General features: G+C 39.8%; 24 protein-coding genes. 15 read left to right on the forward strand and 9 right to left on the reverse strand.

The window, feature by feature from the left end; translation table 11 throughout:
* Nucleotides 1-15 precede the first annotated feature (15 nt).
* The 8 genes from I6F44_RS12735 (at nt 16) to I6F44_RS12770 (ending at nt 8,146) form a co-directional block, all read left to right on the forward strand.
* Nucleotides 16-288 carry an STAS domain-containing protein gene (locus tag I6F44_RS12735; RefSeq protein ID WP_002959595.1) on the forward strand — a complete coding sequence of 91 codons (273 nt, stop codon included), beginning with the start codon at nt 16-18 and terminating at the stop codon, nt 286-288.
* A gap of 8 nt (nt 289-296) precedes the next feature.
* Nucleotides 297-659, forward strand: coding sequence for a response regulator (locus I6F44_RS12740; protein ID WP_007584956.1), 363 nt, complete (start codon nt 297-299; stop codon nt 657-659).
* Nucleotides 660-669: 10 nt separating this feature from the next.
* Nucleotides 670-2,760 (forward strand): chemotaxis protein CheA, encoded by a 2,091-nt coding sequence (locus I6F44_RS12745; RefSeq protein WP_197173897.1) that lies wholly within the window; start codon nt 670-672, stop codon nt 2,758-2,760.
* On the forward strand, nt 2,757-3,242 hold the full coding sequence (locus I6F44_RS12750) for a chemotaxis protein CheW (protein ID WP_007584959.1): 486 nt from the start codon (nt 2,757-2,759) through the stop codon (nt 3,240-3,242). The genes I6F44_RS12745 and I6F44_RS12750 overlap by 4 nt, the downstream gene beginning before the upstream one ends.
* 45 nt (nt 3,243-3,287) lie before the next feature.
* Nucleotides 3,288-5,594 carry a methyl-accepting chemotaxis protein gene (locus I6F44_RS12755; RefSeq protein WP_197173898.1) on the forward strand — a complete coding sequence of 769 codons (2,307 nt, stop codon included), beginning with the start codon at nt 3,288-3,290 and terminating at the stop codon, nt 5,592-5,594.
* Nucleotides 5,595-5,674: 80 nt separating this feature from the next.
* The gene (locus I6F44_RS12760) at nt 5,675-6,505 is read left to right on the forward strand and encodes a CheR family methyltransferase (protein WP_197173899.1); all 831 of its coding nucleotides are present in this window, start codon (nt 5,675-5,677) and stop codon (nt 6,503-6,505) included.
* Nucleotides 6,489-7,106, forward strand: a complete 618-nt coding sequence (cheD, locus tag I6F44_RS12765) for a chemoreceptor glutamine deamidase CheD (RefSeq protein ID WP_197173900.1) — start codon at nt 6,489-6,491, stop codon at nt 7,104-7,106. Before I6F44_RS12760 ends, cheD begins: the two co-directional genes overlap by 17 nt.
* 8 nt (nt 7,107-7,114) lie before the next feature.
* Complete coding sequence (locus I6F44_RS12770; protein ID WP_197173901.1) at nt 7,115-8,146, forward strand: protein-glutamate methylesterase/protein-glutamine glutaminase; 1,032 nt, start codon at nt 7,115-7,117, stop codon at nt 8,144-8,146.
* On the opposite strand, the gene I6F44_RS12775 is transcribed toward I6F44_RS12770, so the two are convergent.
* Nucleotides 8,136-9,173 carry a polysaccharide deacetylase family protein gene (locus tag I6F44_RS12775; RefSeq protein WP_197173902.1) on the reverse strand — a complete coding sequence of 346 codons (1,038 nt, stop codon included), beginning with the start codon at nt 9,171-9,173 and terminating at the stop codon, nt 8,136-8,138. The two genes, I6F44_RS12770 and I6F44_RS12775, sit on opposite strands and share 11 nt — an antisense overlap.
* Nucleotides 9,174-9,215: 42 nt before the next feature.
* Between I6F44_RS12775 and I6F44_RS12780 the strand changes: the two genes are divergently transcribed.
* Nucleotides 9,216-10,487 carry an MATE family efflux transporter gene (locus tag I6F44_RS12780; protein ID WP_024591683.1) on the forward strand — a complete coding sequence of 424 codons (1,272 nt, stop codon included), beginning with the start codon at nt 9,216-9,218 and terminating at the stop codon, nt 10,485-10,487.
* 14 nt (nt 10,488-10,501) lie between these two features.
* On the opposite strand, the gene I6F44_RS12785 is transcribed toward I6F44_RS12780, so the two are convergent.
* Together I6F44_RS12785 and nfuA are read right to left on the reverse strand one after the other, a co-directional pair.
* Nucleotides 10,502-10,771, reverse strand: coding sequence for a hypothetical protein (locus I6F44_RS12785; protein WP_002959572.1), 270 nt, complete (start codon nt 10,769-10,771; stop codon nt 10,502-10,504).
* Between the two features lie 9 nt (nt 10,772-10,780).
* Nucleotides 10,781-11,356 carry a Fe-S biogenesis protein NfuA gene (nfuA, locus tag I6F44_RS12790; protein ID WP_007584966.1) on the reverse strand — a complete coding sequence of 192 codons (576 nt, stop codon included), beginning with the start codon at nt 11,354-11,356 and terminating at the stop codon, nt 10,781-10,783.
* 146 nt (nt 11,357-11,502) lie between these two features.
* Here nfuA and I6F44_RS12795 point away from each other — a divergent pair, with 146 nt between their 5' ends.
* A complete protein-coding gene (locus I6F44_RS12795) occupies nt 11,503-14,052 on the forward strand; it encodes a M14 family zinc carboxypeptidase (RefSeq protein ID WP_197173903.1) in 2,550 nt (849 codons plus the stop codon).
* 223 nt (nt 14,053-14,275) lie between these two features.
* Here the strand turns inward: I6F44_RS12795 and I6F44_RS12800 are convergent, their stop codons facing one another.
* Nucleotides 14,276-14,953 (reverse strand): ComF family protein, encoded by a 678-nt coding sequence (locus I6F44_RS12800; RefSeq protein ID WP_197173904.1) that lies wholly within the window; start codon nt 14,951-14,953, stop codon nt 14,276-14,278.
* A 74-nt stretch (nt 14,954-15,027) separates the two neighbouring features.
* Here I6F44_RS12800 and bioH point away from each other — a divergent pair, with 74 nt between their 5' ends.
* The 3 genes from bioH (at nt 15,028) to I6F44_RS12815 (ending at nt 17,029) form a co-directional block, all read left to right on the forward strand.
* Entirely contained in the window at nt 15,028-15,765 is a 738-nt protein-coding gene (gene bioH, locus I6F44_RS12805) for a pimeloyl-ACP methyl ester esterase BioH (RefSeq protein ID WP_010554945.1), read from the forward strand.
* A gap of 90 nt (nt 15,766-15,855) precedes the next feature.
* A complete protein-coding gene (locus I6F44_RS12810) occupies nt 15,856-16,164 on the forward strand; it encodes a hypothetical protein (RefSeq protein WP_149594701.1) in 309 nt (102 codons plus the stop codon).
* A 4-nt stretch (nt 16,165-16,168) separates the two neighbouring features.
* On the forward strand, nt 16,169-17,029 hold the full coding sequence (locus I6F44_RS12815; protein ID WP_197173905.1) for a putative metalloprotease CJM1_0395 family protein: 861 nt from the start codon (nt 16,169-16,171) through the stop codon (nt 17,027-17,029).
* A 70-nt stretch (nt 17,030-17,099) separates the two neighbouring features.
* On the opposite strand, the gene I6F44_RS12820 is transcribed toward I6F44_RS12815, so the two are convergent.
* From I6F44_RS12820 to greB, 4 genes are all read right to left on the reverse strand, one after another.
* Complete coding sequence (locus tag I6F44_RS12820; RefSeq protein ID WP_121955225.1) at nt 17,100-19,427, reverse strand: Tex family protein; 2,328 nt, start codon at nt 19,425-19,427, stop codon at nt 17,100-17,102.
* Nucleotides 19,428-19,595: 168 nt separating this feature from the next.
* The gene (locus I6F44_RS12825) at nt 19,596-20,177 is read right to left on the reverse strand and encodes a CBS domain-containing protein (RefSeq protein WP_024599663.1); all 582 of its coding nucleotides are present in this window, start codon (nt 20,175-20,177) and stop codon (nt 19,596-19,598) included.
* 50 nt (nt 20,178-20,227) lie between these two features.
* Nucleotides 20,228-20,539: a hypothetical protein gene (locus I6F44_RS12830; protein ID WP_170072830.1), complete on the reverse strand. Its 312-nt coding sequence runs from the start codon at nt 20,537-20,539 to the stop codon at nt 20,228-20,230.
* Between the two features lie 116 nt (nt 20,540-20,655).
* A complete protein-coding gene (gene greB, locus I6F44_RS12835) occupies nt 20,656-21,135 on the reverse strand; it encodes a transcription elongation factor GreB (RefSeq protein ID WP_076925836.1) in 480 nt (159 codons plus the stop codon).
* 195 nt (nt 21,136-21,330) lie between these two features.
* Here greB and ompR point away from each other — a divergent pair, with 195 nt between their 5' ends.
* Both ompR and envZ read left to right on the forward strand, forming a co-directional pair.
* The gene (gene ompR, locus I6F44_RS12840; RefSeq protein ID WP_002959552.1) at nt 21,331-22,050 is read left to right on the forward strand and encodes an osmolarity response regulator transcription factor OmpR; all 720 of its coding nucleotides are present in this window, start codon (nt 21,331-21,333) and stop codon (nt 22,048-22,050) included.
* Nucleotides 22,051-22,055: 5 nt separating this feature from the next.
* Complete coding sequence (gene envZ, locus I6F44_RS12845; RefSeq protein ID WP_024607434.1) at nt 22,056-23,369, forward strand: two-component system sensor histidine kinase EnvZ; 1,314 nt, start codon at nt 22,056-22,058, stop codon at nt 23,367-23,369.
* Between the two features lie 22 nt (nt 23,370-23,391).
* On the opposite strand, the gene I6F44_RS12850 is transcribed toward envZ, so the two are convergent.
* Nucleotides 23,392-25,434, reverse strand: coding sequence for a glycoside hydrolase family 97 protein (locus I6F44_RS12850; protein WP_197173906.1), 2,043 nt, complete (start codon nt 25,432-25,434; stop codon nt 23,392-23,394).
* Between the last annotated feature and the right edge of the window lie 145 nt (nt 25,435-25,579).

The raw sequence follows: 25,579 nt of genomic DNA on the forward strand, positions 1-25,579 counted from the left end.
GAATGCACTTACTAAATGCTAAAACTTCCGAGCGAACTTGCTATTACGCAAGTTGAAACACTACATCAAGACTTACTACACGAACTCAATAGCAACGATGATATCTGTCTTGATATTAACGATGTGATTTCTGCTGATACTGCCTCAATTCAACTTTTATGCGCCTTACAAAAACACCTACTTACTATACAGCACAAAATAATATGGGTAGGCAGTAGCGAGGCCTTAACGCATACAATTAATAAACTTGGCTTAAGCCAATACTTAACAACCGAAAGTAAAAGTTAGGGGTATATATGAAAAGAATTTTAGCGGTTGATGATTCAGCATCGATGCGTCAAATGGTGAGCTTTACATTAAAAACTGCCGGGTTTGATGTAACCGAAGCTAAAGATGGCAGTGAAGCTCTCGCTATTGCCAAGCAACAAGATTTTGATGCCGTGATCTCAGATGTAAACATGCCAATAATGGATGGAATTACATTAATACGAGAGCTGCGTACTTTACCGAGTTATAAATTTACACCATTACTAATGCTTACTACAGAGTCGGGCTTAGAAAAAAAGATAGAGGGTAAAGCTGCTGGTGCAACAGGCTGGATTGTAAAACCATTTAATCCCGATCAGCTACTAGCGGTAATTAAAAAAGTTATTCGCTAAGGAGCGCAGTGTGAGTATAGATTTAAGTCAATTTTTTGAAGTTTTCTTTGAAGAGAGTTTTGAAGGCCTAGATACCATGGAGGCTGAGCTATTAAACTTAGTGCCAGGTGAGGAAGATTTAGAAACTATCAACACTATTTTTAGAGCTGCTCACTCAATAAAAGGAGGCAGTGGCACTTTTGGCTTTAGCTCCGTTGCTGACTTTACTCATGTACTTGAAACACTACTGGATCAAATTCGCCAAGGTGAACGAGAGCTTAGTACCGAGCATGTCAATTTATTACTCAAAGCTGTGGATTGCTTGCGCGCTTTACTTGCTGCACTTCAAGGTGAGCAAGAGCCAGATTTAACTGAGGCAGATTTGTTAAAAGTACAATTTGAACATGTACTTGGAATGAAAAACGAAACACAAGAAAATAAACCTCAAAGCTTTGGCGAGCAAACAAGTAGTAACACCTATCAAATAGACTTTAAACCCCATCATCATTTATTTAAAACAGGAAACGAGCCACTGTATATGATCAGTGAGCTTGAAGAGCTAGGTGAGTTAGAAACCACAGTATTTTACGATGAAGTTCCAGAAATCACCGATTTAAGTAGTGATGAATGTTTTTTACATTGGCGCTTTTTTTTAGATACTAGCCATGATGAAAAAACCATAAAAGAAGTATTTGAATGGGTAGAAGACGATGCCGACATAAAAATTGAATTATGCGGAGGCCTATTTGGCAATGATGAGCAAATACAACCTAATCAAGGTGAGATATCTAAAGCTGTTGAGCTTGAAGAATCCGATTCAATAAAAGTAGCTGAGTTACCAAGTAAGCCTCAGCAACCGGCTGCTAATAAAGAAAAAAAACCTGCAAGTACACCAGAATCCACCTCCATTCGTGTTGGCATTGATAAAGTGGATTCGTTAATAAATATGGTTGGTGAACTTGTTATTACACAAGCTATGCTAAATCAGCTTAGCGAACAAGAAATCACACCAGCCACAATCACTTTACTACAAGAAGGCCTAGCGCAACTTGCCCATAATACGCGTGATTTACAAGAAAATGTGATGCGCATTCGTATGCTCCCGATAAACTTTGTATTTAGCCGTTTTCCTCGATTAGTGCGAGATATAGCACAAAAGCTAAACAAGCAGGTTGAGCTAAAGTTGATTGGAGAGCAAACCGAGCTTGATAAAACAGTAATGGAAAAAATATCCGACCCTATGGTCCATTTAGTGAGGAACTCACTTGATCATGGATTAGAGACTGTTGAGCAAAGGCTGGCGGCAGGTAAAGATCCCGTTGGCACAGTAACCTTAAATGCATTTCATCAGGGTGGAAACATTGTTATTGAAATAATGGATGATGGGCAGGGGTTAAATACAAAAAAAATAAAAGAAAAAGCCATCGCTAACCAATTAATCCCAGCTGATAACCACCTCAATAACGATGAAATAAATGAGCTTATTTTTATGCCCGGCTTTTCAACAATGGATGAGGTAAGTGATTTATCTGGTCGTGGAGTTGGGATGGATGTAGTTAAGAGAAATATTCAATCTTTAAATGGCTCAGTAGAGGTAACCTCAGAGCCCGGTGTTGGTTCTACGTTTACTATTAGATTACCACTTACTCTCGCTATTTTAGATGGGCAATTAGTTAAGGTGGCTCAGCATACTTATATTATTCCGCTCATTTCTATTGTGGAATCTCTGCAAATTGATATTGCTAAAGTGAGTCGAGTGGGTAAAAACCTTGATGTATTGAGGCTTCGGGACGAATACATTCCTATTTTAAGGCTCTACGATATTTTTAATCATAAAAATGCCATTGAATCACTCGATAAAACGCTACTTGTTGTTGTAGAAACAGATAATCAAAAGGTCGGTTTATTAGTTGATGATTTACTGTCTCAACAACAGGTTGTTATTAAAAGTTTAGAGGCTAACTATCACAAAGTTGATGGCGTATCAGGAGCCACTATTTTAGGCGATGGGCGTGTATCACTGATTGTTGACGTTAGCGGCTTAATAAAGCTCTCAGGTTTAAAAAAACCAGGTAGCCAAGAACTAACGATTGAAACGCAAGCCACTTTGGAGGCGTTATGAGCTCAGAGCAAAGCCAGTTAAGTAATCAATTAAATCTTCAGCAACAGCAAGGTGTAAAACAGTTTTTAACTTTTATTATGGCTGATGAAGAATACGGCGTTGATATTTTAACAGTACAAGAAATTCGCAGTTGGGAAGAAATTACAGTACTGCCCAATGCGCCTGAATTTGTAAAAGGCGTTATTAATTTACGTGGAACAATAGTGCCAATTATTGATTTACGGTTGCGCTTTGGATTACCAAGTGTCGACTATGGGCCATTAACGGTTGTTATCGTTGTTAAAATAGAATTTGAACTAGGTAGCAAAATTATAGGTGTTGCTGTTGATGCCGTTTCTGATGTTTACAGTATTGCGGAGCAAGATGCGAAAGCGGTTCCTAGTTTATCTGAGTCGAATAATTGTGAATATGTAGCTGGGTTGGTGAATGTTGGTGAAAAAATGGTAGCGCTAATTGACCTGCAAAAAACAATGAATATTTAGCAAACAGAAACTAAATGAATAATAAACTTAAAGGTGGTGATGAGCATGGGATGGTTTAGTAATCCAAAGCAGTCAAAATCAAGTAATGATTTAATTGTAGACGCATTAAATAAATCATTAGCGGTGATTGAGTTTGAACCTAACGGTAAGATAATTACTGCAAATATGAACTTTCTAAACGCGATGGGCTATCGTCTTGAAGAGGTTCAAGGCCAGCATCACTCTATGTTTGTGGACCCAGATGAAGCTCAGGGCAACGACTATAAAAACTTTTGGCAACGCTTGCGTGACGGCGAGTTTATCTCAGATGAGTTTAAGCGTAATGCAAAAGGTGGAACTGAGGTATGGATTCAAGCAACTTATAATCCAATTGTTGATGAGCAAGGGCAAGTATTAAAAGTCGTTAAATTTGCCACCGACGTGACTGAACAAAAGTTAATTTCAGCAGAAGCTTCTGGACAAATTAGCGCTATAAGTAAATCCCAAGCGGTTATCGAATTTAATTTAGATGGCACCATTATTGATGCCAATGATAACTTTTTAAATGCGCTAGGCTATCAACTCAGTGAGATTAAAGGTCAGCACCATAGGCTTTTTATTGACCCCGAACATGCAAATAGTATCGAGTATAAAGAGTTTTGGGCCAAACTAGGTCGCGGTGAATTTGATTCAGGGGAATATTTAAGAATAGGGAAACAGGGTCAGGAGGTTTGGATCCAGGCTTCTTATAACCCAATTTATGATATGAACGGTAAGCCGTTTAAAGTGATCAAATATGCATCTGATATTACTGAACAAAAAGAGCTTGAAAAAGCATCTCGCAAAGCAGCCGATTTAGCAAATGCGCTTAAAGTTTGCCAAGCTAATGTAATGATTGCTGATAAAGATCTCAATATAGTATTTGTGAACGACCGTGTTCAGAAAATGCTAAAAGTACGTGAGAAAGAATTACAAACTGTATTACCAAGCTTTTCTGTTGATAATTTAATTGGCACCTGTGTTGATGATTTTCATAAACACCCTAACCATCAGCGCGATTTATTAAAAAATCTCGATAAGCCTCATAAAGCCGAATTACTTTTAGCGGGTGTCACTTTCACCTTGATTGCTTCACCTTGGATTAGTCAAGACGGAAAGCATTTAGGCACTATTGTTGAGTGGGAAGATAGGACCAATGAAGTTGCGCTTGAAAAAGAAATTGCTGAGCTTATTGGTGCTGCAGGTAATGGCGAATTAGATACAAGAGTAGCGGAAGATGGGAAGGAAGGGTTCTTTTTACGTTTGGCTCAAGGGCTAAACAGCTTAGTTAAAATAGTTGATGATGCAGTTGCCGACACTGGCAATATGCTCGATGCGATGGCAAGTGGTGATCTATCAAAACGTATTGAAAAAGAATATAAAGGTTCATTTGATAAGCTTAAACGCGACGCAAATGCTACGGCAGATAAGTTAACGGAAGTGATTAATCGCATAAACTCATCGGCAACGCTAGTAGCCAGTGGTGCAGAAGAAATCTCTCAAGGTAATGCTGATTTAAGCCAACGTACAGAAGAGCAAGCCTCGTCACTTGAAGAAACAGCGTCAAGTATGGAAGAAATGACCAGTACCGTTCGTCAAAATGCTGATAACGCAAAAGTAGCGAACGATCTAGCAGAAGAAACATGCGAAAAAGCGATTCAAGGTGGTGAGGTTGTTAATAGAGCCGTTACGAGCATGTCGGCAATTAATGAGTCGAGCAAGAAAATTGCAGACATTATTGGTGTCATTGATGAAATAGCATTTCAAACTAATTTATTAGCGCTTAATGCTGCAGTAGAAGCTGCAAGAGCGGGTGAACAAGGTCGAGGCTTTGCCGTCGTGGCAGGTGAAGTGCGTAATTTAGCACAGCGCTCTGCAGGTGCAGCTAAAGAGATTAAAGAGTTAATAAGAGATAGCGTAGGCAAAGTAGCCGATGGCTCTCAATTAGTTAATGAGTCGGGCGCTACACTTAAAGAAATTGTTGTGTCGGTGCAAAGAGTGACACAAATGATTTCTGATATTACAGAGGCATCTGAAGAGCAAAGTGCGGGTATAGAGCAAGTTAATAAAGCCATTTCCCAAATGGACGAAATGACGCAACAAAATGCTGCCTTAGTAGAGCAAGCTTCTGCAGCAGGCGAGTCTATGGCTGAGCAAGCTAATGAGATGCGTCGACTACTCAATTTTTTCTCAATAGGCCAGCAAGAGATGGCAATGATTTCGCCGACTATGCACACGCCTAAATTATCTCATAGATCGCAAAGTAGCTTTGTGAGTAATAAGCCCAGAGGCGATAACTTTGTAGACTCTGCTGATGAATGGGAAGAGTTTTAATAACCAATCTTCTTAATATACCTCGCTGGATACATAATCACAGCGAGGTGTTATTCGGTAGGCTTAATTGAGAGCGACCAATGAAAGAGTTTTTGTGTACCGAACGCGACTTTAAAGAAATTGCTAACTTAGTTTATAACGCGTGTGGAATTGTATTAGGTGAACATAAGAGAGAGATGGTTTATTCACGCTTAGCAAGACGTATTAGAGAGCGAAAACTAACTGACTTTAAAGCCTATTTAGAGTATTTAAATAGCCATAAAGATCAGGAGTTTGATGCCTTTATTAATGCAATAACAACTAACTTAACGTCTTTTTTTCGTGAAATACACCACTTTGAATTTATAAAATCTGAGCTTGTACCTGCTCTCTTAAAGGCAAATAAAAATAGTAAGCGAGTAAGAATCTGGTCTGCAGGTTGCTCAACAGGAGAAGAGCCCTACAGTTTGGCGATGACTTTAAATAATGCATTTCCGAGCAATTGGGATGTAAAAATACTAGCAACCGATTTAGATTCTAATGTATTGGCAAAAGCACAAAAGGGTATTTACACCGCAGCGAATGTTAACGGCTTAGATGACGTGCAACTTAAGCGTTGGTTTTTAAAAAGTAAAGACGGTGAAAACTATAAAGTTAAAGATAGACTAAAAGAGTCTATTTCATTCAAGCGTTTAAACTTATTGCAAGATTGGCCAATGAAAGGATCATTTGATCTTATTTTATGTCGTAATGTTGTTATTTACTTTGATAAAGAAACAAAAGATCAGCTTTTTAAACGTTACGCCAATATATTAAATGAACAAGGTTATTTGTTTTTAGGTCACTCAGAAAGTATGGGAAAAGAGCATACGCAATTTAAAAATTTAGGGAAAACTATGTACCAAAAGGGACAAAATGCACGCAGAGTTTAGGCCGGTATTACCTAACTTTGAACATATTAAACGATATTGGGACTCGGGCCGAGGTAGCGTTGTTGCTAAAGTGCTTCCGGGTGAGTTTTATGTTTCTAAAAATAATGAGCTGATTTCTACTGTTTTGGGCTCGTGTATTGCGGCTTGCGTTTATGATGAAGTGCTAGGAATTGGGGGCATGAATCATTTTATGTTGCCAATTCAAAAAGGGGCAGACCTTAAAAATGCGCATAGTTTAAGTTGTCGTTACGGCAACTGGGCTATGGAGTATCTTATAAATGAAGTTTTAAAAAATGGCGCGTCTCGATGCAACCTAAAAGTAAAGCTTTTTGGCGGGGGTAAAATTATTAGTGCGATGACGGATATAGGGCTAGGTAATATTAGTTTTGCAGCGGCGTATATTAAAGAAGAGGCATTAAATCTAGTTGCCCACGATATGGGTGGACCATGGCCGCGGAAAATATTTTTTCATCCGAATACCGGTAAAGTTCATATGAAAAAGCTTAAAAACCTACACAACAATACGATTGAAAAACGCGAAGTCCGTTATTTACAAAATCTTAAAAAGCAAGAAGTAGTGACTGATATAGAGCTGTTTTAGGAGTATGCATGATTAAAGTATTAATAATTGATGACTCTCCTTTAATAAGGCGTTTACTCACTGAAATATTACAACAAGCTGAAGATATTACAGTAGTGGGTAGCGCTGAGGATCCCTACGAAGCTCGTGAAATGATAAAAAAGCTCAGTCCTGATGTATTAACGCTCGACGTCGAAATGCCAAAAATGGATGGTATTAGTTTTTTAAAAAACTTAATGCGATTAAGGCCAATGCCAGTAGTGATGATTTCAACACTAACTCAAAAAGGCTCTCCTATCACATTAGAAGCACTCGAATTAGGGGCTGTTGATTTTATAGCTAAGCCGACTAACAACGTAAGAGAGCAATTGAGCCAATATGCATCACTTGTCCAGCAAAAGGTGCGAATAGCTGCTGGAGCAAGAGTAAGAAGCTATAAAAAAGTAGCCATCACAAATGAGCCTATTAATACTCATTTTCAGTTTTTACTTAATAAAGTAATTGCGATAGGTGCTTCAACGGGTGGAACTGAGGCTATAAAAGAAGTACTTATTAAAATGCCACAAAATTGCCCGCCCATTGTAATTACTCAGCATATTCCTCCTGTGTTTAGCGCCTCATTTGCTGAGCGAATGAATCGTACATGCACGATAAATGTGAAAGAGGCTGAACATGGCGATAAGCTTAGCACTGGCTGGGCTTATATAGCACCAGGTGGTTTTCATTTAAGTATTAAAAAGCGAGGTGTTAGCTTGTATTGCCAGCTTGATGATGGCGAGCCGGTCAACAGACATAAACCTGCGGTAGATGTGCTGTTTAACTCATTAGTTGAGACAGGAGCTAAAAACGTAGTTGCAGCCATACTAACAGGGATGGGGAGTGATGGCGCAAAAGGGTTACTTGCACTAAAACAAAACGGTGCGTATACCTTGGCTCAAGATGAGTACTCATCGGTGGTATGGGGTATGCCTAAGGCTGCCGCTGAGTTAAATGCAGCGGACGAGATAGTTGCGCTGGATAAAATAACCCAGCGACTATTACATCAGGCAGTTAAAGTTTAGGCGCTTCAATTACCCAAGGCTGCGAAAACCAAAAATAATCACCAGGGCTAGAAATAGAAGGGGCCGTACAATTAAAACGAGATCGCCCTTTATTAAGCACCTTTGGTGAGGTTATTTCGACTGTATTTTTATTTACCCATTTTAAATCTGCTTGGCCTACGCTTGATACGTAACAGGCAAATTGGCTTTTATGAAAGTCACCCATTTTAAATTCAATTGTGAGCGTGGGTGGATTTTGTTGTGTAACGCTATCTTGATAAGTTAAATTGGTGATATTAAACGCGCGTGAGTTAAGTTTAGTAATAAGAGTTTCTAGTTTGCTGTAAAAGCCTGATGCAGGAAAACGCGGTAAGCGGCTAAAATTAGAGTCTTTATTTGCAGCGCCGGAGTGCTGACCAATACCCACAAAACCAAGCTCTGTCACAAGTGCTTGCAGCTCGTTATTAAACTCACCATACGGGTATGCTAAGTATTTATAGTCGTGGCCTATTTCTTCTTTTATACGCTTTTGAGAGCTAATAATATCTTGCTTAATACGTGATTGCCATTGTGCATCGGTTTCGTTTTCAAGCTTAAGGTGTAAGTAATCATGTTGTCCGCTATGATTGGCTATTAATGCCCCTTTTTTAGATAATTCTTTGAGCTTATCCCACCCCATTACGTAGCTCATGCCCTCGTCTATTAATTTAGGATTTACAAAGATAGTGTACGGGTAGCCAAACTTTTCTAAAATAGGCGCGGCTTGTTCATAGTTATTGTTATAACCATCATCAAAGGTGATGGCGACAGTTTTATCAGGTAAGGTTTCACCTTGCTGAAGTGCGTTTATTAAGTCATTAAGAGGAATAACGTTAAAGTTGTGCTCTTTTAAATAGCTCAAATGTTTAGTGAATGTATTGGCGCTAACGCTTGTTACAGCGGGTAGGGTTTCACTAACATGATGATACTGTAAAATAACGGCTGCTTGAGCCCGCACAGATACACTAATGAGGATAAATAATACTAAATGAAACAATTTCTTATACATAATAAGGCACACCATAAAAGCTTGCTGTTGTTAGCGGGTCCGATGATACTATCAAATATCACAGTGCCGTTGTTAGGAATTGTTGATACTGCTGTAATTGGGCACTTAGGAAGCGCTCATTACTTAGCGGGTATTGCCCTTGGCTCTGCAGTTATATCTATTTTATTTTGGCTTGCTGGTTTTTTAAGAATGAGCACCACGGGACTCGTGGCACAAGCATACGGAAAAAACGATTTAACCCAACTTGCCGCTTTACTTAAACGAAGCCTATTGCTTGCAAGCGCAGTGGCCGTGCTATTAATTGTGTTATCCCCATTAATAAAGCACGCTATTGCTTATCTCTCCGCCGCCAATAGCGATGTACTTATCCAAGCGTATCAGTATTTTAGCATTCGTATTTTTAGTGCTCCAGCAGCATTGTGTAATTTAGTGTTACTGGGTTGGATGCTTGGTGTACATTATGGTCGAGGCCCATTTTATTTATTACTCGTCACTAATATCGTTAATATAGTACTCGATATTTATTTTGTTGTTTATTTAGATTGGGCAGTTGCAGGCGCTGCGTGGGCTTCACTTATTGCTGATTATACGGCTTTAGTATTTGCACTGTTTTTAGTGGTTAAACTAGCTAAAAAACAAGACATTGATCTAAATGTACCGAATTGGTTGAGTATTAGCAAAATGGCTGAATTATTGAGTTTGAATAGAGATATATTTATTCGCTCTTTAATACTGCAATTATGCTTTAGTTTTATGACGTTTTACGCAGCGCGTATAGGCGAAACCACATTAGCTGCTAATGCTGTTTTACTTAACTTTCTAATGTTGGTGAGTTTTGCTCTTGATGGCGTTGCTTACGCGTCTGAGGCAAAAGTAGGGCAAGCTAAAGGCCAAGGAAGCGTTAAAAATATAGAGCTTTGGGTTAAAATAAGTGTATTTTGGGGCATGCTTTTTGGCGTCTTATATAGCGCTTTTTTTGCATTATTTGGCAGCGGTATAATCAAGCTTTTAACCAATGTGCCAGAGGTTATTCAAGAGGCAACACACTATTTACCATGGCTAATAGTGTTGCCTATTTTGGCCATGAGTTGCTTTTTGTTTGATGGTGTTTTTGTAGGGCTTACGCGAGCAAAGAACATGCGTAACAGTATGATACTTTCAGCTGGAGTTGGCTTTTTTGGTGTGTTTTGGGTGTTTATAGACTTGCAAAATAACGGGTTATGGCTGGCTATGAGCTGTTTTATGTTAATGCGCGGGGTTACATTAATAATTAAATATCACCACTTAAAAATAAATAATCAGCTATTAGATTAAACTAAATAAATGGTTTATTTCCAGAGATCGGGGTCGTGGTGTTTAGGGCCCATATCTTTTAAAACTTGTGAAAAACGATTAGCAAAAATACCGCAGTAGCCCCAACCGGCAAAAAATAATGCGGGGAGTAAAATTATAACGCCAATTATTTGTAAGCTGTAGTGAGTGTAATACCCAATAGATATGAATATCACGGCTAGCACAAACAGTGCTAAGCCGCGAAAAAAGCGCTTTAAGCTCAGCTTAGGGTTGCTCCCTAAGCGATAAATAAGCTGCTTTAGCATTTACAAGGCCTAATAGTAAGAGTGATCGCCCGCTTCGTGCTCTGTTATATCAGCAACACCGGTGATTTCTTCAAACTTAGCTATCATTTCTTTTTCAATGCCTTCTTTTAGCGTTACATCGATCATAGAACAACCGTTACAACCACCACCAAACTGAAGTATAGCTATACCTGCAGCTGTAATTTCAACAAGGCTTACTTGACCACCGTGGTTAGCAAGTTGTGGATTTACTTCGGTTTCTAGCATGTGCTGTACACGTTCGTTTAACGATGCATCGTTACCTATTTTACGCGCCTTTGCATTTGGTGCTTTTAGCGTTAACTGAGTACCCATTTTGTCGGTAACAAAATCGATTTCAGCTTCTTCTAAAAATGGAGCACTTTCTGCATCTACAACGGCATCAAAACCGTTAAAGTTTAGGCGAATATCGCTCGCTTCTACAGCGTCTTCTGGACAATAAGACACACCACATTCCGCTTGTGATGAACCAGGGTTTACAACAAACACACGAATATTGGTTTGTTGTGATTGATCTGCTAATAGTTTAGCAAAATGCGCTTGCGCTGTTTCGGAAATAGAAATCATAAAACCATCTATACTTGACTAAATTACTCGGATACTGCGTATCATACTCCGCTCATCGTGTTGCGGCTAGTGTTGAGCGTAAAAAGTTGGCATCTATTTTAAGCAATGGTAGCGTGCAAACAACGAACATTTTTTGAGTGATTTATATGCGTTTGGTATTAACATTAATGGTGGTGTTGCTTAGCTTTTCAAGTGTAGCTAAGCCACTTTCGTATTATTTTGAACAAGATGTAAAATTTGACCCTTCAATTCCTACTCCTAAGCAAGTACTCGGTTACGAAGTAGGAGAGTGGCACGTGAGACACGATCAGCTCGTACGTTATATGGAAATACTTGCTGATAAAAGCGACCGTATAAATTTTGAGGTGATTGGCCGCACGCATGAACAACGCCCGCTTGTAATGCTAACAATTACTGCGGCTAATAAGTTATCAAACATAGAACAAACACGCCAAGCTCATCTGGCACGTTTAAGTAATAATAATGATAAAGCCCAAGATGAACCCGCTGTTGTGTGGATGGGTTATAGCGTTCATGGTAATGAATCATCAGGTAGTAACTCATCATTGCTGGTGGCTTATTATTTAGCTGCAGCTCAAGGCGATGAAGTTGATGAGTTATTAAACAACACTGTTATTTTACTTGACCCTTCACTTAATCCTGACGGGCTCGCTCGTTTTGCTAATTGGGCCAACAGTAACCGAGGCATGAACTTATCAAGTGACCCTAAAACCCGTGAGCATGTTGAAAACTGGCCAAGTAGCCGTACTAACCATTACTGGTTTGATTTAAATCGTGACTGGTTATTACTACAACATCCTGAATCGCGCGCGCGTATTGCCAAATTTCATCAGTGGAAACCAAATATCTTAACCGATTTTCATGAAATGGGGCCTAATAGCAGTTACTTTTTTCAACCAGGTATTCCAAGCCGTAAACACCCAATAACACCGGATGAAAATGTAACTTTAACCAAAGCGATTGCTAACTATCACGCAAAAACGTTAGATAAAAACAACGCACTGTACTTTACCGAAGAAAGCTTTGATGACTTCTATTACGGTAAAGGTTCAACCTATCCTGATGTAAATGGTGGTGTCGGTATTTTATTTGAGCAAGCCAGCTCTCGCGGACATGTGCAAGAAACCATAAACGGTACACTGACTTTTCCTTTTACTATTAAAAATCAGTTATTAACGAGCTTATCAACCTTTAAGGCGGCTGTTGATAACCGAACTGCTTTACTTGATTACCAAGCTAAGTTTTATAATCAGGCAGCTGATTTAGCCAGTGATGAAAGCTTTGAAGGCTATGTTGTTGAAGGTGCAAGTGACAACACCCGTATTGAGCATTTTTTAGAATTGTTAAAGCAGCATCAAGTTAACGCTTACCCACTTACTAAATCATTAAAAGCAGATGGTAAGAATTTCAGTACGCATAGCTACTTTGTACCATTAGCGCAGCCACAATACCGTTTGGTAAAAGCGGTTTTTAGTGAGCAAAAAAACTTTACTGATAATACTTTTTACGATGTATCAGGCTGGACATTAGCGCATGCGTTTAATCTGCCATTTTCTAAAGTTAAAAGTAGTTGGGGATTAAAGGTTGCTGATAAAGCATGGGAAAAAATAGCAACTCCATCATTTTCTTCACTCACCGAGGGTTACGCATTTGGTTTTTCGTGGGATGATTATTTAGCACCTAAAATGTTAAATAGCCTATTACAGCAAGGTATAAAAGCACGAGTAGCGCTAAAAGCGTTAACGGCTAAATCAACATCAGAAGAAATTAATTTTAAACCTGGAAGTATTATTATACCGGCAGGACTACAAACAAATACAGATTGGATTACCTTGCTAAATAAAGCACAAAATGAGTTTGGTATTGCAATTAAACCTATTACCTCAGGCTTAACAAGCAAAGGGGCCGATTTAGGGTCGCGATCAATGGCGGTTGTTAATGCTCCAAAAGTACTGCTCATTGGCGGGCAAGGCGCAAGCCAGTACGAAGTCGGTGAAGTGTGGTATTACTTAGATCGCTTTGTAGGTGTTGCACCAACAATTGTTGAAATGAATCGCTTAAGCTCACTCGAATTAAGTGACTACAGCCATATTGTGCTTGCTCATGGCAATTACAATAGCTTATCTGATGCCGACAAAGTGGCTATTAAAAGCTGGGTAAGAAAAGGCGGCGTTATTTGGGGTCACAAAGGCGGCGCTAAATTTTTAGCTGATCAGCAATTACTCAAAGCAAGCTACCTATCACGACAAGATTTAGCGAGTGCATTTAAAACGACAGGTTTAAGTTATGGTGATAAAGATCATTTAGCAGGGCGTCAGCGCATTGCAGGTGCTATTTTTAATACTAATGTAGATTTAACTCATCCGCTTACATTTTCACTTAAGCGCAATACATTGCCTGTATTCAAAAACAGTACTTGGTTGCTAGAAGCTTCCGATGCACCGTTTGTAAATGTGCTTACCTACACTAAAAATCCATTATTGGCAGGCTTTACCGATGCTGTTAATGTTGAACAAGTTGCTGGTGGTGCGGGCTTAATTGCACACTCGTACGGACGAGGTACAGTAATCGGCATGACCGACGACCCTGTATTTAGAGGTTACTGGTATGGGACTAGTCGACTACTAAGCAATGCTTTATTTTTTGGTCATACGTTTCGTGCAAATGGCGAATAATACCAATTTGCATAATTAAGTGATCTACTTTGATGATGGAACAACGTGTTGATAGCTAGGCAAAAAGTTCGCTATTTAGTTGGTCTCGGCAATTGCTCCTGCATTGCTCTACCTTCTGCATCCATGCAGTCGTAAATGAGAATTTTTTAACGCCGGTAGCGGTACGTTTAGCCCAACAAAATGATTAAGTATTATTGCGGATTGGTATAATACTTTTTAATAATTAAATAGGCGTTAAGCAAGTTGTAAAAGCCCACACTTGTTTAGCGCCTGCTTGTTTTAGTGCACTAGTAGCTGCGTTTAATGTTGCCCCTGTCGTCATTACATCATCAACAATAGCGACTGTTTTACCGCCCATATCCTGTGTACAAATAAAGGCATTTTTTAAGTTTTTAATACGCTTTGCTTTAGATAGCTCCGACTGGGCTTGTGTTTTTTTATTGCGAATAAGTACGTTACTCACTGATGCGTAATTAGCTAAACATGGTTGCCAAACTTGGCTTACCTGATTAAACCCGCGAGTAATGAATCGGCTTTTATGAAGAGGTAAAATAATAAAGGTATCGGGCAAAGTAGGGCTTTGCTCAAAAAACTGCGTTAATTGTTTTTGTATAACTTGCTGCAGTGCCTTTTTATAATGAATTTGATTATTAAATTTTAGCCTTTTAAGCCAATGTTCAAAGGGAGGTTGATAAAAAGCACAGGCAAATAATTTATCAAACTCGCAATTAGGAAACATCTCAACAATATCGGGTCGATGCAGTAAATTATTATGCTTACTAAAATCAAACAATGGTAAATCTTCAAGGCAATAATCACAAAGCCCTAAGGAGGTCGTAATCGTATTTTGACACTGCACGCAATAAGAGGGAAATAACCAATTTAAAATGGCTTGTTTCACTGACTCGCTCCTTGCATTGCAATCGCCTTTTTAAACGTTATGATGAGCCTAAGTTTGGTAAAGGTTAGGCAAATATGCAAAATGAGTTAGTGTTATTACATGGTTGGGGAATGAATCAGGGCGTATGGCAGTTAGTACAGCCAGAACTTGAGTTTTTATATTCAGGAAGTGTACGTAGCCTTGACCTACCTGGGTTTGGTAATAGCCATGTTTGCCCAAGCCCTTATACTTTGCATGATGCAGCAGAAACTTTAAGTAAGCAGTTAAAGCCGAAGACCATTTTAATGGGGTGGTCGTTAGGTGGATTGTTTGCACTTTATATTGCTAAGCATTGGCCTGAAAAAGTATCAAAAGTTATTTTAATTGCATCGACTCCTTTCTTTGCTGAGGCAGATAATTGGCCCGGAATAAAAGCGAATGTATTGGCGCAGTTTAAAGAGCAGTTAGTTAATCATCGAGAAAAAACAATAGAGCGCTTTTTAGCTATTCAAGCGATGGGTAGCGAGTCGGCGCGTGATGATATAAAGCTGCTTAAACAATTACTAAATCAGTACAGCGCACCACAAAGCGACGCCCTGAGTGCTGGTTTAGATATTTTACAAAACGACGATTTACGTGATTTATTTGCTCATTGCCCAGTACCTATCAAAGGAGTATTTGGCCGACTTGATGCCTTAGTGCCTTATAAAGCAATTAGTGAAATGTCAGTACTAAATACTGAGTTTGAATACGAGGTGCTAGATAAAGCGTCGCACGCGCCATTTATTTCTCATAAAAGTGAGTTTTTATCTGTCGTTAAATCAATGCTTTAAAATAGAGCTAAGAATAGCGCTGTTTAAAGCTTTATTTTGAGCAGAACCTGAGCGATAATTAAACAATGTTTATTTGGTGGAGGTTTTAATATGCCAATCGGATCTGTATTTAATAGTGGTGTAGAAGGGTTTAATCGAGCTAGCCAAGGTATTGAAAAGGCCAGTGCTGAGATTAACCGTGCCAGTATAGAACAGCAAGATGACGCACAATTAGCGCAGCAACGTCAGCTTAGCGCAGCACGCCCTGAAGAAGCTATTACTGCACCTGTAGCACAGCCAGCTCGTGTTGATGAAGCGCTTGTTAACTTAAAAGTTGAAGAGTTTAATGCCAAGGCAAATACGCAATCAATTCAAACGGCCGATGATGTACTTGGCACGTTAATCGATATTAAAGTTTAGTATTATGAATATTGTCACGCCATTTCCGTCTATCAATATAAACACAGCAAATGTTTATACGGAAACTGCACGGCGTGACAACCAACTACGCGAAGTTATTCCTGCTCCCGCATCTAGTAGCGCAAGCAATACAGAAACCAAAGCGCAAAGTGATGCTGAAAAAGCCAAACTTCCAGGCAATAATAGTGATGTATCTACTTACGATGCTACCGGTAAACTAGCTGACGATAAAGCAATTGAGCAGCGTGAAGGCAACTCAGAAAATTCAGAGAGTGCCGATCAAGATGCCGAACAAGAAGCGTCTCAACAAGAAACTGAGCAAGAAGAGCAACAGCTCGAACAAGAACAACAGCAAATTAAAGAACTTAAAGCCCGTGATACAGAAGTACGTGTACACGAACAAGCTCATGCTGCTGTTGGCGGGCAACATGCAGGATCGCCTAGCTATGGTTATGAGCGTGGTCCAGATGGCACCAACTATGCCGTAAGTGGTGAGGTACAAATTGATGTATCTGAAGTCCCCAATGATCCGCAAGCCACCCTCGATAAGATGCAAACCGTGCGGGCTGCCGCATTAGCGCCTGCAGAACCATCGGGAGCTGATAGATCAATAGCAGCTGATGCAACACAAAAAATGGCAGCTGCTCAAGCTGAACTTGCGATGCCAGAAGAAGAGCAAAGCGAAGACGATGAGCAAAGTAATAAGCTTTCAGCCAACGAAACCAGCACTGCAGAATCAGAAAGCGACACGAATACAGAGCAATCTCGCGATGCCGATGTGGAAGCTCGAGCTGGGCGCATTGCCAATTTTTATCAAATGACGAGTTCACCACAAAGTGAAAGTGGCTTTTCGGCGTATGGTTAATAACTTCGTAAAATGAACACAAAAAAACCGCTTACGCGGTTTTTTTCGTTTTAGCTTAGCTGTACAAGTATTATTTTTTCACTTTAGCATTAGCGAACGCATCGGCAAATGCATTACCCATTAACGCATTACCGTTGTCACGTTTAGGCTTTGCAGCGCGAGGTTGCGAATTATTAGCACGTGCTTGTGGCTTTTGCGTAGCTGGCGCTGCTGACTTATTACTTGTGTCAATGTCGTCATCTAAGCGCATAGTAAAGCTTATACGTTTACGTGCAGCGTCTACTTCAACAACTTTAACCTTTACAATATCACCAGCTTTAACAACTTCACGCGGATCTGATATAAATTTATTCGTGATTGCTGAAATATGCACTAAACCATCTTGGTGAACACCTACATCAACAAACGCACCAAAATTAGCAACGTTTGAAACCACGCCTTCTAAAATCATACCTGGTTTTAGGTCACTAATTTTTTCAACACCGGCTTTAAACTCAGCTGTTTTAAATTCAGGACGAGGATCTCGGCCTGGTTTATCAAGCTCAGTAATAATGTCGGTAACGGTTGGTAAGCCAAATTTTTCGTCAGTGTAATCGTTTGCAGCAAGTTTAGTTAAAAAGTCGCTGTTACCAATTAGGTTACTGACATCGACGCTATTGCGTTCACAAATACGTTTAACAACAGGATAAGCTTCAGGGTGAACTGATGAGTTATCTAGAGGATCGCTACCATTGTTAATACGTAAAAAACCAGCCGCTTGTTCAAATGCTTTTGGCCCTAAACGCTCAACCTTTTTAAGCTCACTACGTTTAGTAAATGTGCCGTTAGCATCGCGATAATTAACGATATTTTGCGCTAATGTTTTGTTTAAACCAGATACGCGTGTAAGTAGCGGTACCGATGCCATGTTTAAATCTACGCCTACTGAGTTTACACAGTCTTCAACTACTGAAATAAGGCTTTGGCCTAATTGGCTTTGCGATACATCGTGTTGGTATTGGCCAACACCAATTGATTTTGGCTCAATTTTAACAAGTTCAGCAAGAGGGTCTTGAAGGCGGCGCGCAATAGAGACAGCCCCTCGTATAGAAACATCTAAATCTGGGAATTCATTAGCTGCAAATTCAGAAGCTGAGTAAACCGATGCACCCGCTTCGCTAACCATAATTTTACTAAGCTTAAGTTCGCTGTTTGCTTTCATAAGCTCAGCAACCAACTTATCTGATTCGCGTGATGCAGTACCGTTACCAATTGCAATTAGCTCAACTTTATGCTGACGACAAAGTTGCTCTAACGTACGCACTGATTTATCCCAATGATTTTGTGGTGCATGAGGGAAAATAGTTTGTGTAGCTAGTAATTTACCTGTGCTATCAACAACGGCAATCTTACAGCCAGTACGAAGGCCTGGATCAAGACCTAAAGTAGTACGGGGGCCTGCAGGTGCTGCCATTAATAAATCTTTTAAGTTTTTAGCAAATACGTCGATTGCACCAGCTTCTGCTTTTTCGCGCATTGCTGCAAAAAATTCATTCTCTAGGTGTAATCCTAACTTAATTTTCCACGCCCATTGCACAACGTTTAATAACCAAGGACTTGCCGCTTTATATTTAATATCTAAACGGTAATGGTCAGCAATCATGTTGGCACATAGTTGCGCTGAATTTTCAGCGCTAGGCTCTGGATTAACATTTAACTGAAGTACACCTTCATTTCGGGCTCTAAGCATAGCAAGCGCGCGGTGAGAAGGTACTTTTTTGAGAAGTTCTTGATGCTCAAAGTAGTCACGGTATTTTGCACCCGCTTGCTCTTGGCCTTTAATTACAGTGCTTTCAATTGCGCCGTTTTGGCTTATGTGACTTCTAAATTTAGCAAGTAATTTTGCGTCTTCAGCAAAGCGCTCCATCAAGATAAATTTAGCGCCTTCGAGTACAGCTTTTGTATCTGCAAAGCCTTTTTCAGCACTTACAAATTGATCTGCTTGTTGCTCTGGGTCAAGGTTAGCATCTTTAAATAGTGCATCTGCAAGTGGCTCTAAACCAGCTTCAATTGCTATTTGGCCTTTAGTACGGCGCTTAGCTTTATAAGGTAGGTATAAATCTTCAAGTTCAGTTTTACTTTGTGCATTAGTTATATCGGCACTTAGCTCTGGCGTTAATTTATTTTGCGATTCGATGGTCGATAAAATAAAACTGCGGCGCTCTTCTAGTTCACGTAAATACGATAAACGCTGCTCTAAAAGGCGTAATTGGGTGTCGTCTAGGCCGCCGGTAACTTCTTTTCTGTAGCGGGCAATAAAAGGAACAGTTGCGCCTTCATCAAGTAATTTTGTAGCTGCAACAACCTGTTGCTGCTGTGCGTTTAACTCACCGGCTAAACGTGCAGAGATATCGCTCATGCAAAAACCTTTTTATACAATAAAATAAGACCAGAAGCGTGTTACTGGCGCCGTTAATTGCTTGAATAATATCACAGGAGGTAGTAATAAAAAGCTCTTAAAGCAAGCTATTTCACTTGCTTTAAGATGGTTGGGAGGGGAGTAAATCAATTCAACTAAAAGAGCGCCCTAGTGAGGATGCTCAATGTTTTCTAATACTTCACTGAAAGAGTGAGCAATAGGGCTAATATGCAGTGGAATATGTAATGTTTTAGCTATTTGGCGAGCTGAAATTAGACCACAAATTTCGCTACTTGCTGTTGTAACTAATAAAAACATTGTGCCCTGATGCTCCATCGTTTGAAGCGCATCACCAATGCATGCATAGCTTAAGCTTTGCATGCTTACACCGGTAAGACGGTTAACTGGTGTCATAATATCGCGCAAGCTTACTTCGCTTCGTTGCATATTTAAGCGCTCTGCAATAATAGTAATTTTAGAGCTTTGTAAATCGGCGCTAGAAACTAGGCCAATTAATTTTTGGTTCTCGTCGGTTACTAAAACAAAATCAGATTGTTGTGCACTAACTTGTTTAAGTGCATCTGTAATCGTTGTTGTATGTTCTGCACGAATAGGCGTTTTTTGAGTAAAGTTATTTACCATTTTTAGCGCTGGAGATGATAAATCAATCAATGGTTGGTCATCTGCAAATGTGCTTGCTATAACGCCGTGAGAAACATTCTGAGTACGCAATTCTTTAAAGTTAGACATAGTAGTCACCTTAGTAGTTATAAAATTTAATTAAGTTGTAAAATAATAAATTAAATTAAATAGCTAGGTGGTCCGCGTTGGTATGCAGTGCTAAAAGGTCTGTTTAGATTGGTGCTCTTATAAAAAGAATCTACGACATTAGGAAGTGGTTGAGGCGACCTAAAGGTAATAGTATTAACGTGAGAGTCTACGTCAAAATCGAGGTTTGCTTGGTCAGGAATGTCACAAGCAATAAAGTGATTAGATAGTTTAGCGTTATCAAGGTTTACGTCAGTGTTGCTGGCATGCAGCGTCAAACTTACACTCATTAAAAGTGCAAACAATACGGCATTACTAAATATGCGCTGTACTATGTTTGACATAACCACGACCTTAATTAACTGCTTTCAAATTAAACAAATCAACTTGAATAATTCAGTTATAGCTTATTGCTTTAATTTACACAATCAAAAGTTAACATGATCTGAATCAAAACTTTTTATTTCTTTTTTTGGTAATCGATACTGTTTACATACCACTGCTTTTTACCCTGAGGAGTAGGTACTTCAAAATCGTCGTCCACTTGTTTTTTAATCAGCGCCCGCGCCATAGGTGAGTCTATTGATATGTAATCTTTACGGTCGTAAATCTCATCAGGACCTACAATTCTGAACTTTTTAACTTCACCTTCTTCGTTTTCAATTTCGACCCACGCACCAAAAAACACTTTTCCATCTTGCACGGGAGAGTAGTCGATGATTTTTAAATCAGGTATGCGTTTGCGTAAATAGCGTACCCGACGGTCAATTTGGCGTAGCAAACGCTTGTTATATTGATAGTCTGCGTTCTCAGAGCGATCTCCGAGGCTGGCTGCCCAGCTTACTATTTTTGTTACTTCTGGGCGTTTAACGTTCCATAGTTGGTCGTGTTCTTGTTGTAATTGTAAGTAACCTTCGCGGGTAACTAAATTTGTTTTCATGGTGAATTCTTTATTAGCTCTAATGGTGTGCACGTTATTAAATTTGTCAAAACTTGTCGAGCGTAAAATATAATAAAGTGCGAGTAAGTAAGCTTTGAAATGTTCAGTAACAATCTAAGCAAGTAATTAGTTTTTGATTATTAAGTTTTTCATTTATATTAACTAGTAATTGGATATAAAAATAAGAAAGAGATCATGGGACACGAAACCACAAAAGTATTAGTTGTTGATGACGATATGCGCTTACGCAGTTTGCTTGAACGTTACTTAGTAGAGCAAGGCTTTATTGTTAGAACCGCAGGAAACTCGGAGCAAATGGATAGACTCCTAGAGCGAGAAAACTTTCACTTAATGGTTCTCGATTTAATGCTCCCGGGCGAGGATGGCTTATCGATTTGCCGCCGTCTACGCCAAAAAGAAAATGAAATTCCTATTGTTATGCTTACTGCAAAGGGCGACGAAGTAGACCGCATTATTGGCCTTGAACTTGGCGCTGACGATTACATTCCAAAACCATTTAATCCACGTGAGCTACTCGCTCGCATAAAAGCAATCTTACGTCGCCGCGCAAAAGAAGTGCCAGGCGCACCTGCTGCTGAAGAAAACTTAATCGCTTTTGGTAAATTTACGCTTAATTTAGCAACGCGCGAAATGAGTGAAGGGGATAAAACAATATCGCTTACCAGTGGTGAGTTTGCAGTGCTAAAAGCGCTTGTTTCGCATCCGCGTGAGCCACTTAGCCGCGATAAGCTAATGAACTTAGCGCGTGGGCGTGATTACAGTGCGCTTGAGCGAAGTATTGATGTGCAAGTGTCGCGACTTCGCCGCATGATTGAAGTAGATGCTGCCAATCCACGTTATATTCAAACCGTTTGGGGTTTGGGGTATGTGTTTGTTCCCGACGGTGAAAAGTAATATTTATGGGCATGTTTCCGCGCAGTGCTTTTGGACAAACTGTTTTTTTAGTGGCGGCTCTGCTGCTCATAAATCAAATAGTGTCTTATGTTACGGTTAGTTTTTATGTTGTAAAACCAACCATTGAGCAAGTTAACTTGATGCTTGCTAAGCAAATTAAAACAGTATTTATTGACTGGGAAGATGGCGTTGAAATAAACGACGAAGTATCTGCAAAGTTTTTTGAAATTACTGGCATTGAAGTGATGACTCAGCGAGAAGCGATGCGTCAAGGGCTTGGGCAAAGCCGCGAATATTCTATGCTATCGCGCAGCATGACTGAGCAACTTGGTGGTTATTCTCGTGTACGTATTAGCCAAACTGATCCGTTGATTTATTGGGTGGAAGCACCGCAAGCGCCAGGTTATTGGGTGAAAGTACCGCTTAAAGGCTTTAAAGAGAACAACTTAGAGTTTTTAACGTTTTACTTATCAAGTATTGGTTTTTTAAGTGTGCTGGGCGGGTGGTTGTTTGCAAGGCACCTTAATAGGCCATTAAAAGCACTGCAACAAGCTGCTGTGAAAGTGGGTAAAGGCGATTTTTCTACTAAGTTAGAAGAACAAGGCTCAACAGAGGTAATAGAAGTAACGCGTGCGTTTAACCAAATGTCGCGCGGAATTGCCGCACTCGAAAACGACCGCCGTTTACTAATGGCCGGTGTATCTCATGATTTACGTACGCCGCTTACGCGTATTCGTTTAGCTACCGAAATGATGGTTGATGAAGATGATTATCTTCGTGAAGGTATAATTTACGATATAGAAGACATGAACGGGATTATTGATCAGTTTATTGAGTATTTACGCCACCATAAACGTGAAGAACTAAGTTGCGAAGATATAAATGCTTTAGTTGCCGAGGTTGTCAATTCTGAGCTTCAACATCAACGTACTATTACGTTTAAAAGTAATCCTAATATAGGCAATATACCGTTAAGCTCTGTGGCTATTAAGCGTGTAATTACCAATATGATTGGTAATGCACTGCGTTATTCTGAGGGCGATATTGAAGTACTTAGCTACTTTAATTCAAACAAAAAATACGTGGTTATTGCTGTAAACGATAGTGGCCCCGGCATTCCTGAAAACGAATTAGAGTCTGTGTTTGAGCCCTTTAAACAAGGCGATGCTGCACGTGGCAGTGAAGGCAGTGGTTTAGGCCTTGCTATTATTAAACGCATTGTTGATATGCACGACGGTAAAGTAAAGCTAGAAAACCGCCCAGAAGGCGGTTTAAGTGCACAAGTATACTTGCCAATAAAGGTATCAACCCCTGCATAGTAAATGCAGGGGGCCCATTATATTAAAGTGCTTTAAAACGAATAGCTGTACCGCCACTAGTGGCTAATTTAAGCGTTAGTTTATCGCTTGCAGTTACAACACGTTTTTCGATAGCTAGATCGTACGGATTGTTTTTCCACTCTGCGCTTTTACCATCTTTATAAATTTGTGCTTCAAACTTTTTGCCTTGCTCTAAAAAGTCGAGTTTTACCTCAATAGTTCGGGCTCTTTCGTCAGTAACAGCACCTAGGTACCAATCGTTTCCTGAGTATTTAGTGCTTTTACGTTCTTTACGAGCGAATACAATAAAGTCGCCTACTTCACCATCAATAGCAATACTTTGCTGCCAATCTGTTGGTACGTCTTGAATGAATTGAAACGCATCGGGCTTAGCCAAGTAGTTTTTAGGTAAGTCGGCAGCCATTTGAATGGGGCTATACAAAACAACATAAAGTGCAAGTTGTTTGGCAAGTGTAGTTTGTGGGCGGTTTGTATCGCCTCCTAAACCATTAAAGCTCATATCAAAAATACCTGGCGTAAAGTCCATTGGTCCTGCAAGCATGCGGGTAAAAGCAAGCATTGGTACATGCTCTGGTGGATTAGGAGGTGAACCCCATGCATTGTATTCTTGTCCGCGTGCGCCTTCGCGCGCAATCCAGTTTGGATAAGTACGACGCAGGCCTGTATCTTTAATTGGCTCGTGAGTATTAATGCTAATTTTATGTTTAGCTGCAAGTTTTACGTTATAAAGGTATTCGTTAACCATAAACTGGCCGTCATGCCATTCGTGGCGAGCAATACCGTTTTTGTCTATACGTTTTATATTTCCGCCATCGGCTACATAACCTGTTTTTACTTGGCTTACGTTTGATTTTTCGTAAAGGGCAAAAGCATCTTCCATTTGGTCACGGTAGTTGCTTACATTGCCTGATGTTTCATGGTGGCCAATGAGCTGTACGCCTTTTTCTTTACCGTATTGAGCAAGCGCTGCTATATCAAAGTCGTCGTACGGTTTGGTAAAGTTAAATACATCGCCATTAAAATACCAATCGCCATCCCAACCAATATTCCAGCCTTCAACGAGTACGCCATCAAAACCATACTGCGCTGCAAAATCCATATAGTATTTTGTGGTTTGCGTAGTGGCGCCGTGTTTTTTACCGCTACCCCAAGTTTGTGTATTTATATGCATACCCCACCAAATACCGACATATTTACCAGGCTTAACCCACGACACGTCACCGAGTTTATTAGGCTCGTTTAGGTTTAGTATTATATCTGAATTAACTAAGCCAACAGCGCTGTCGGCTATTTGAATGGTGCGCCATGGCGTTTTAAAAGCACCTTGTTTTTTAACGGCAACACCATCTGACCACGGCGTTAAATCGGCAGTGAACGTACCAGAGCGGCGTTGATTAAGTACCATGCCTGCGTAATCAACAAGTGCGGCTTCATGAATACTAATATGAGTACCGTCACTTGTTTTAAACGTAAATGGTGTGTGAGCTAGTGGAGCTTCGTTAAGTGGAGTAGTGTTGTAAACATATTCGTAGCGGTTCCAGCCACGAGCAGGTATCCACCATGCTGTTGCATCATGGCTATTGTTTATTGCAAATTCAGTTAACTCTTTGGTTATTTCTGTATGTTCGAACCCGGCTTGTTGTGGTACTTCGTATCTAAAACCTACACCACTATCAAATGCTTTAAATCGAATGGTGTAGGTACCTTTATTTGGCTCATTTTTTGTAAAGGTAACGGCTACTTCGTTATATTCGTCAACAACGTTTTGGCGTTCGCCCCAAGGTTGTTGCCACTGCGAGTTAACGCTTTGTTGTTCAATGCTTTTAATTTTAAAGCCGTCGCTAAAAGCTGCTTGTGTTTTAAATTCAAACCCCAGTAAAGATTTGTTTATAACCGCTTTGTTTTTAAATTTTATTGCGTAGCTTGGCGTGTTGTTTTCGTCAGAGATGCTTACTGTTATTTGTGTGTCTGGCGATTTTAGCTCTACGGTTTGTCCGTAGCTATTACTAGCAAAGGCTAAAAGCACAAGTGCTGGTATTCTCATGGTGTGTCCTTAGATGAGTCGGTGGTGACATTTAAGGATAATGACTGTTGATGATTAATACGACTGCTTACATACGTATTCAATGTTTTAAAAAATAGAAAGAATTTGGTGGCTTAATCGGTCTATAATGTAAACAAATTGATAA

Source organism: Pseudoalteromonas sp. NZS11_1, from assembly GCF_015864275.1.
Taxonomy (GTDB): Bacteria; Pseudomonadota; Gammaproteobacteria; order Enterobacterales; family Alteromonadaceae; genus Pseudoalteromonas; species Pseudoalteromonas arctica.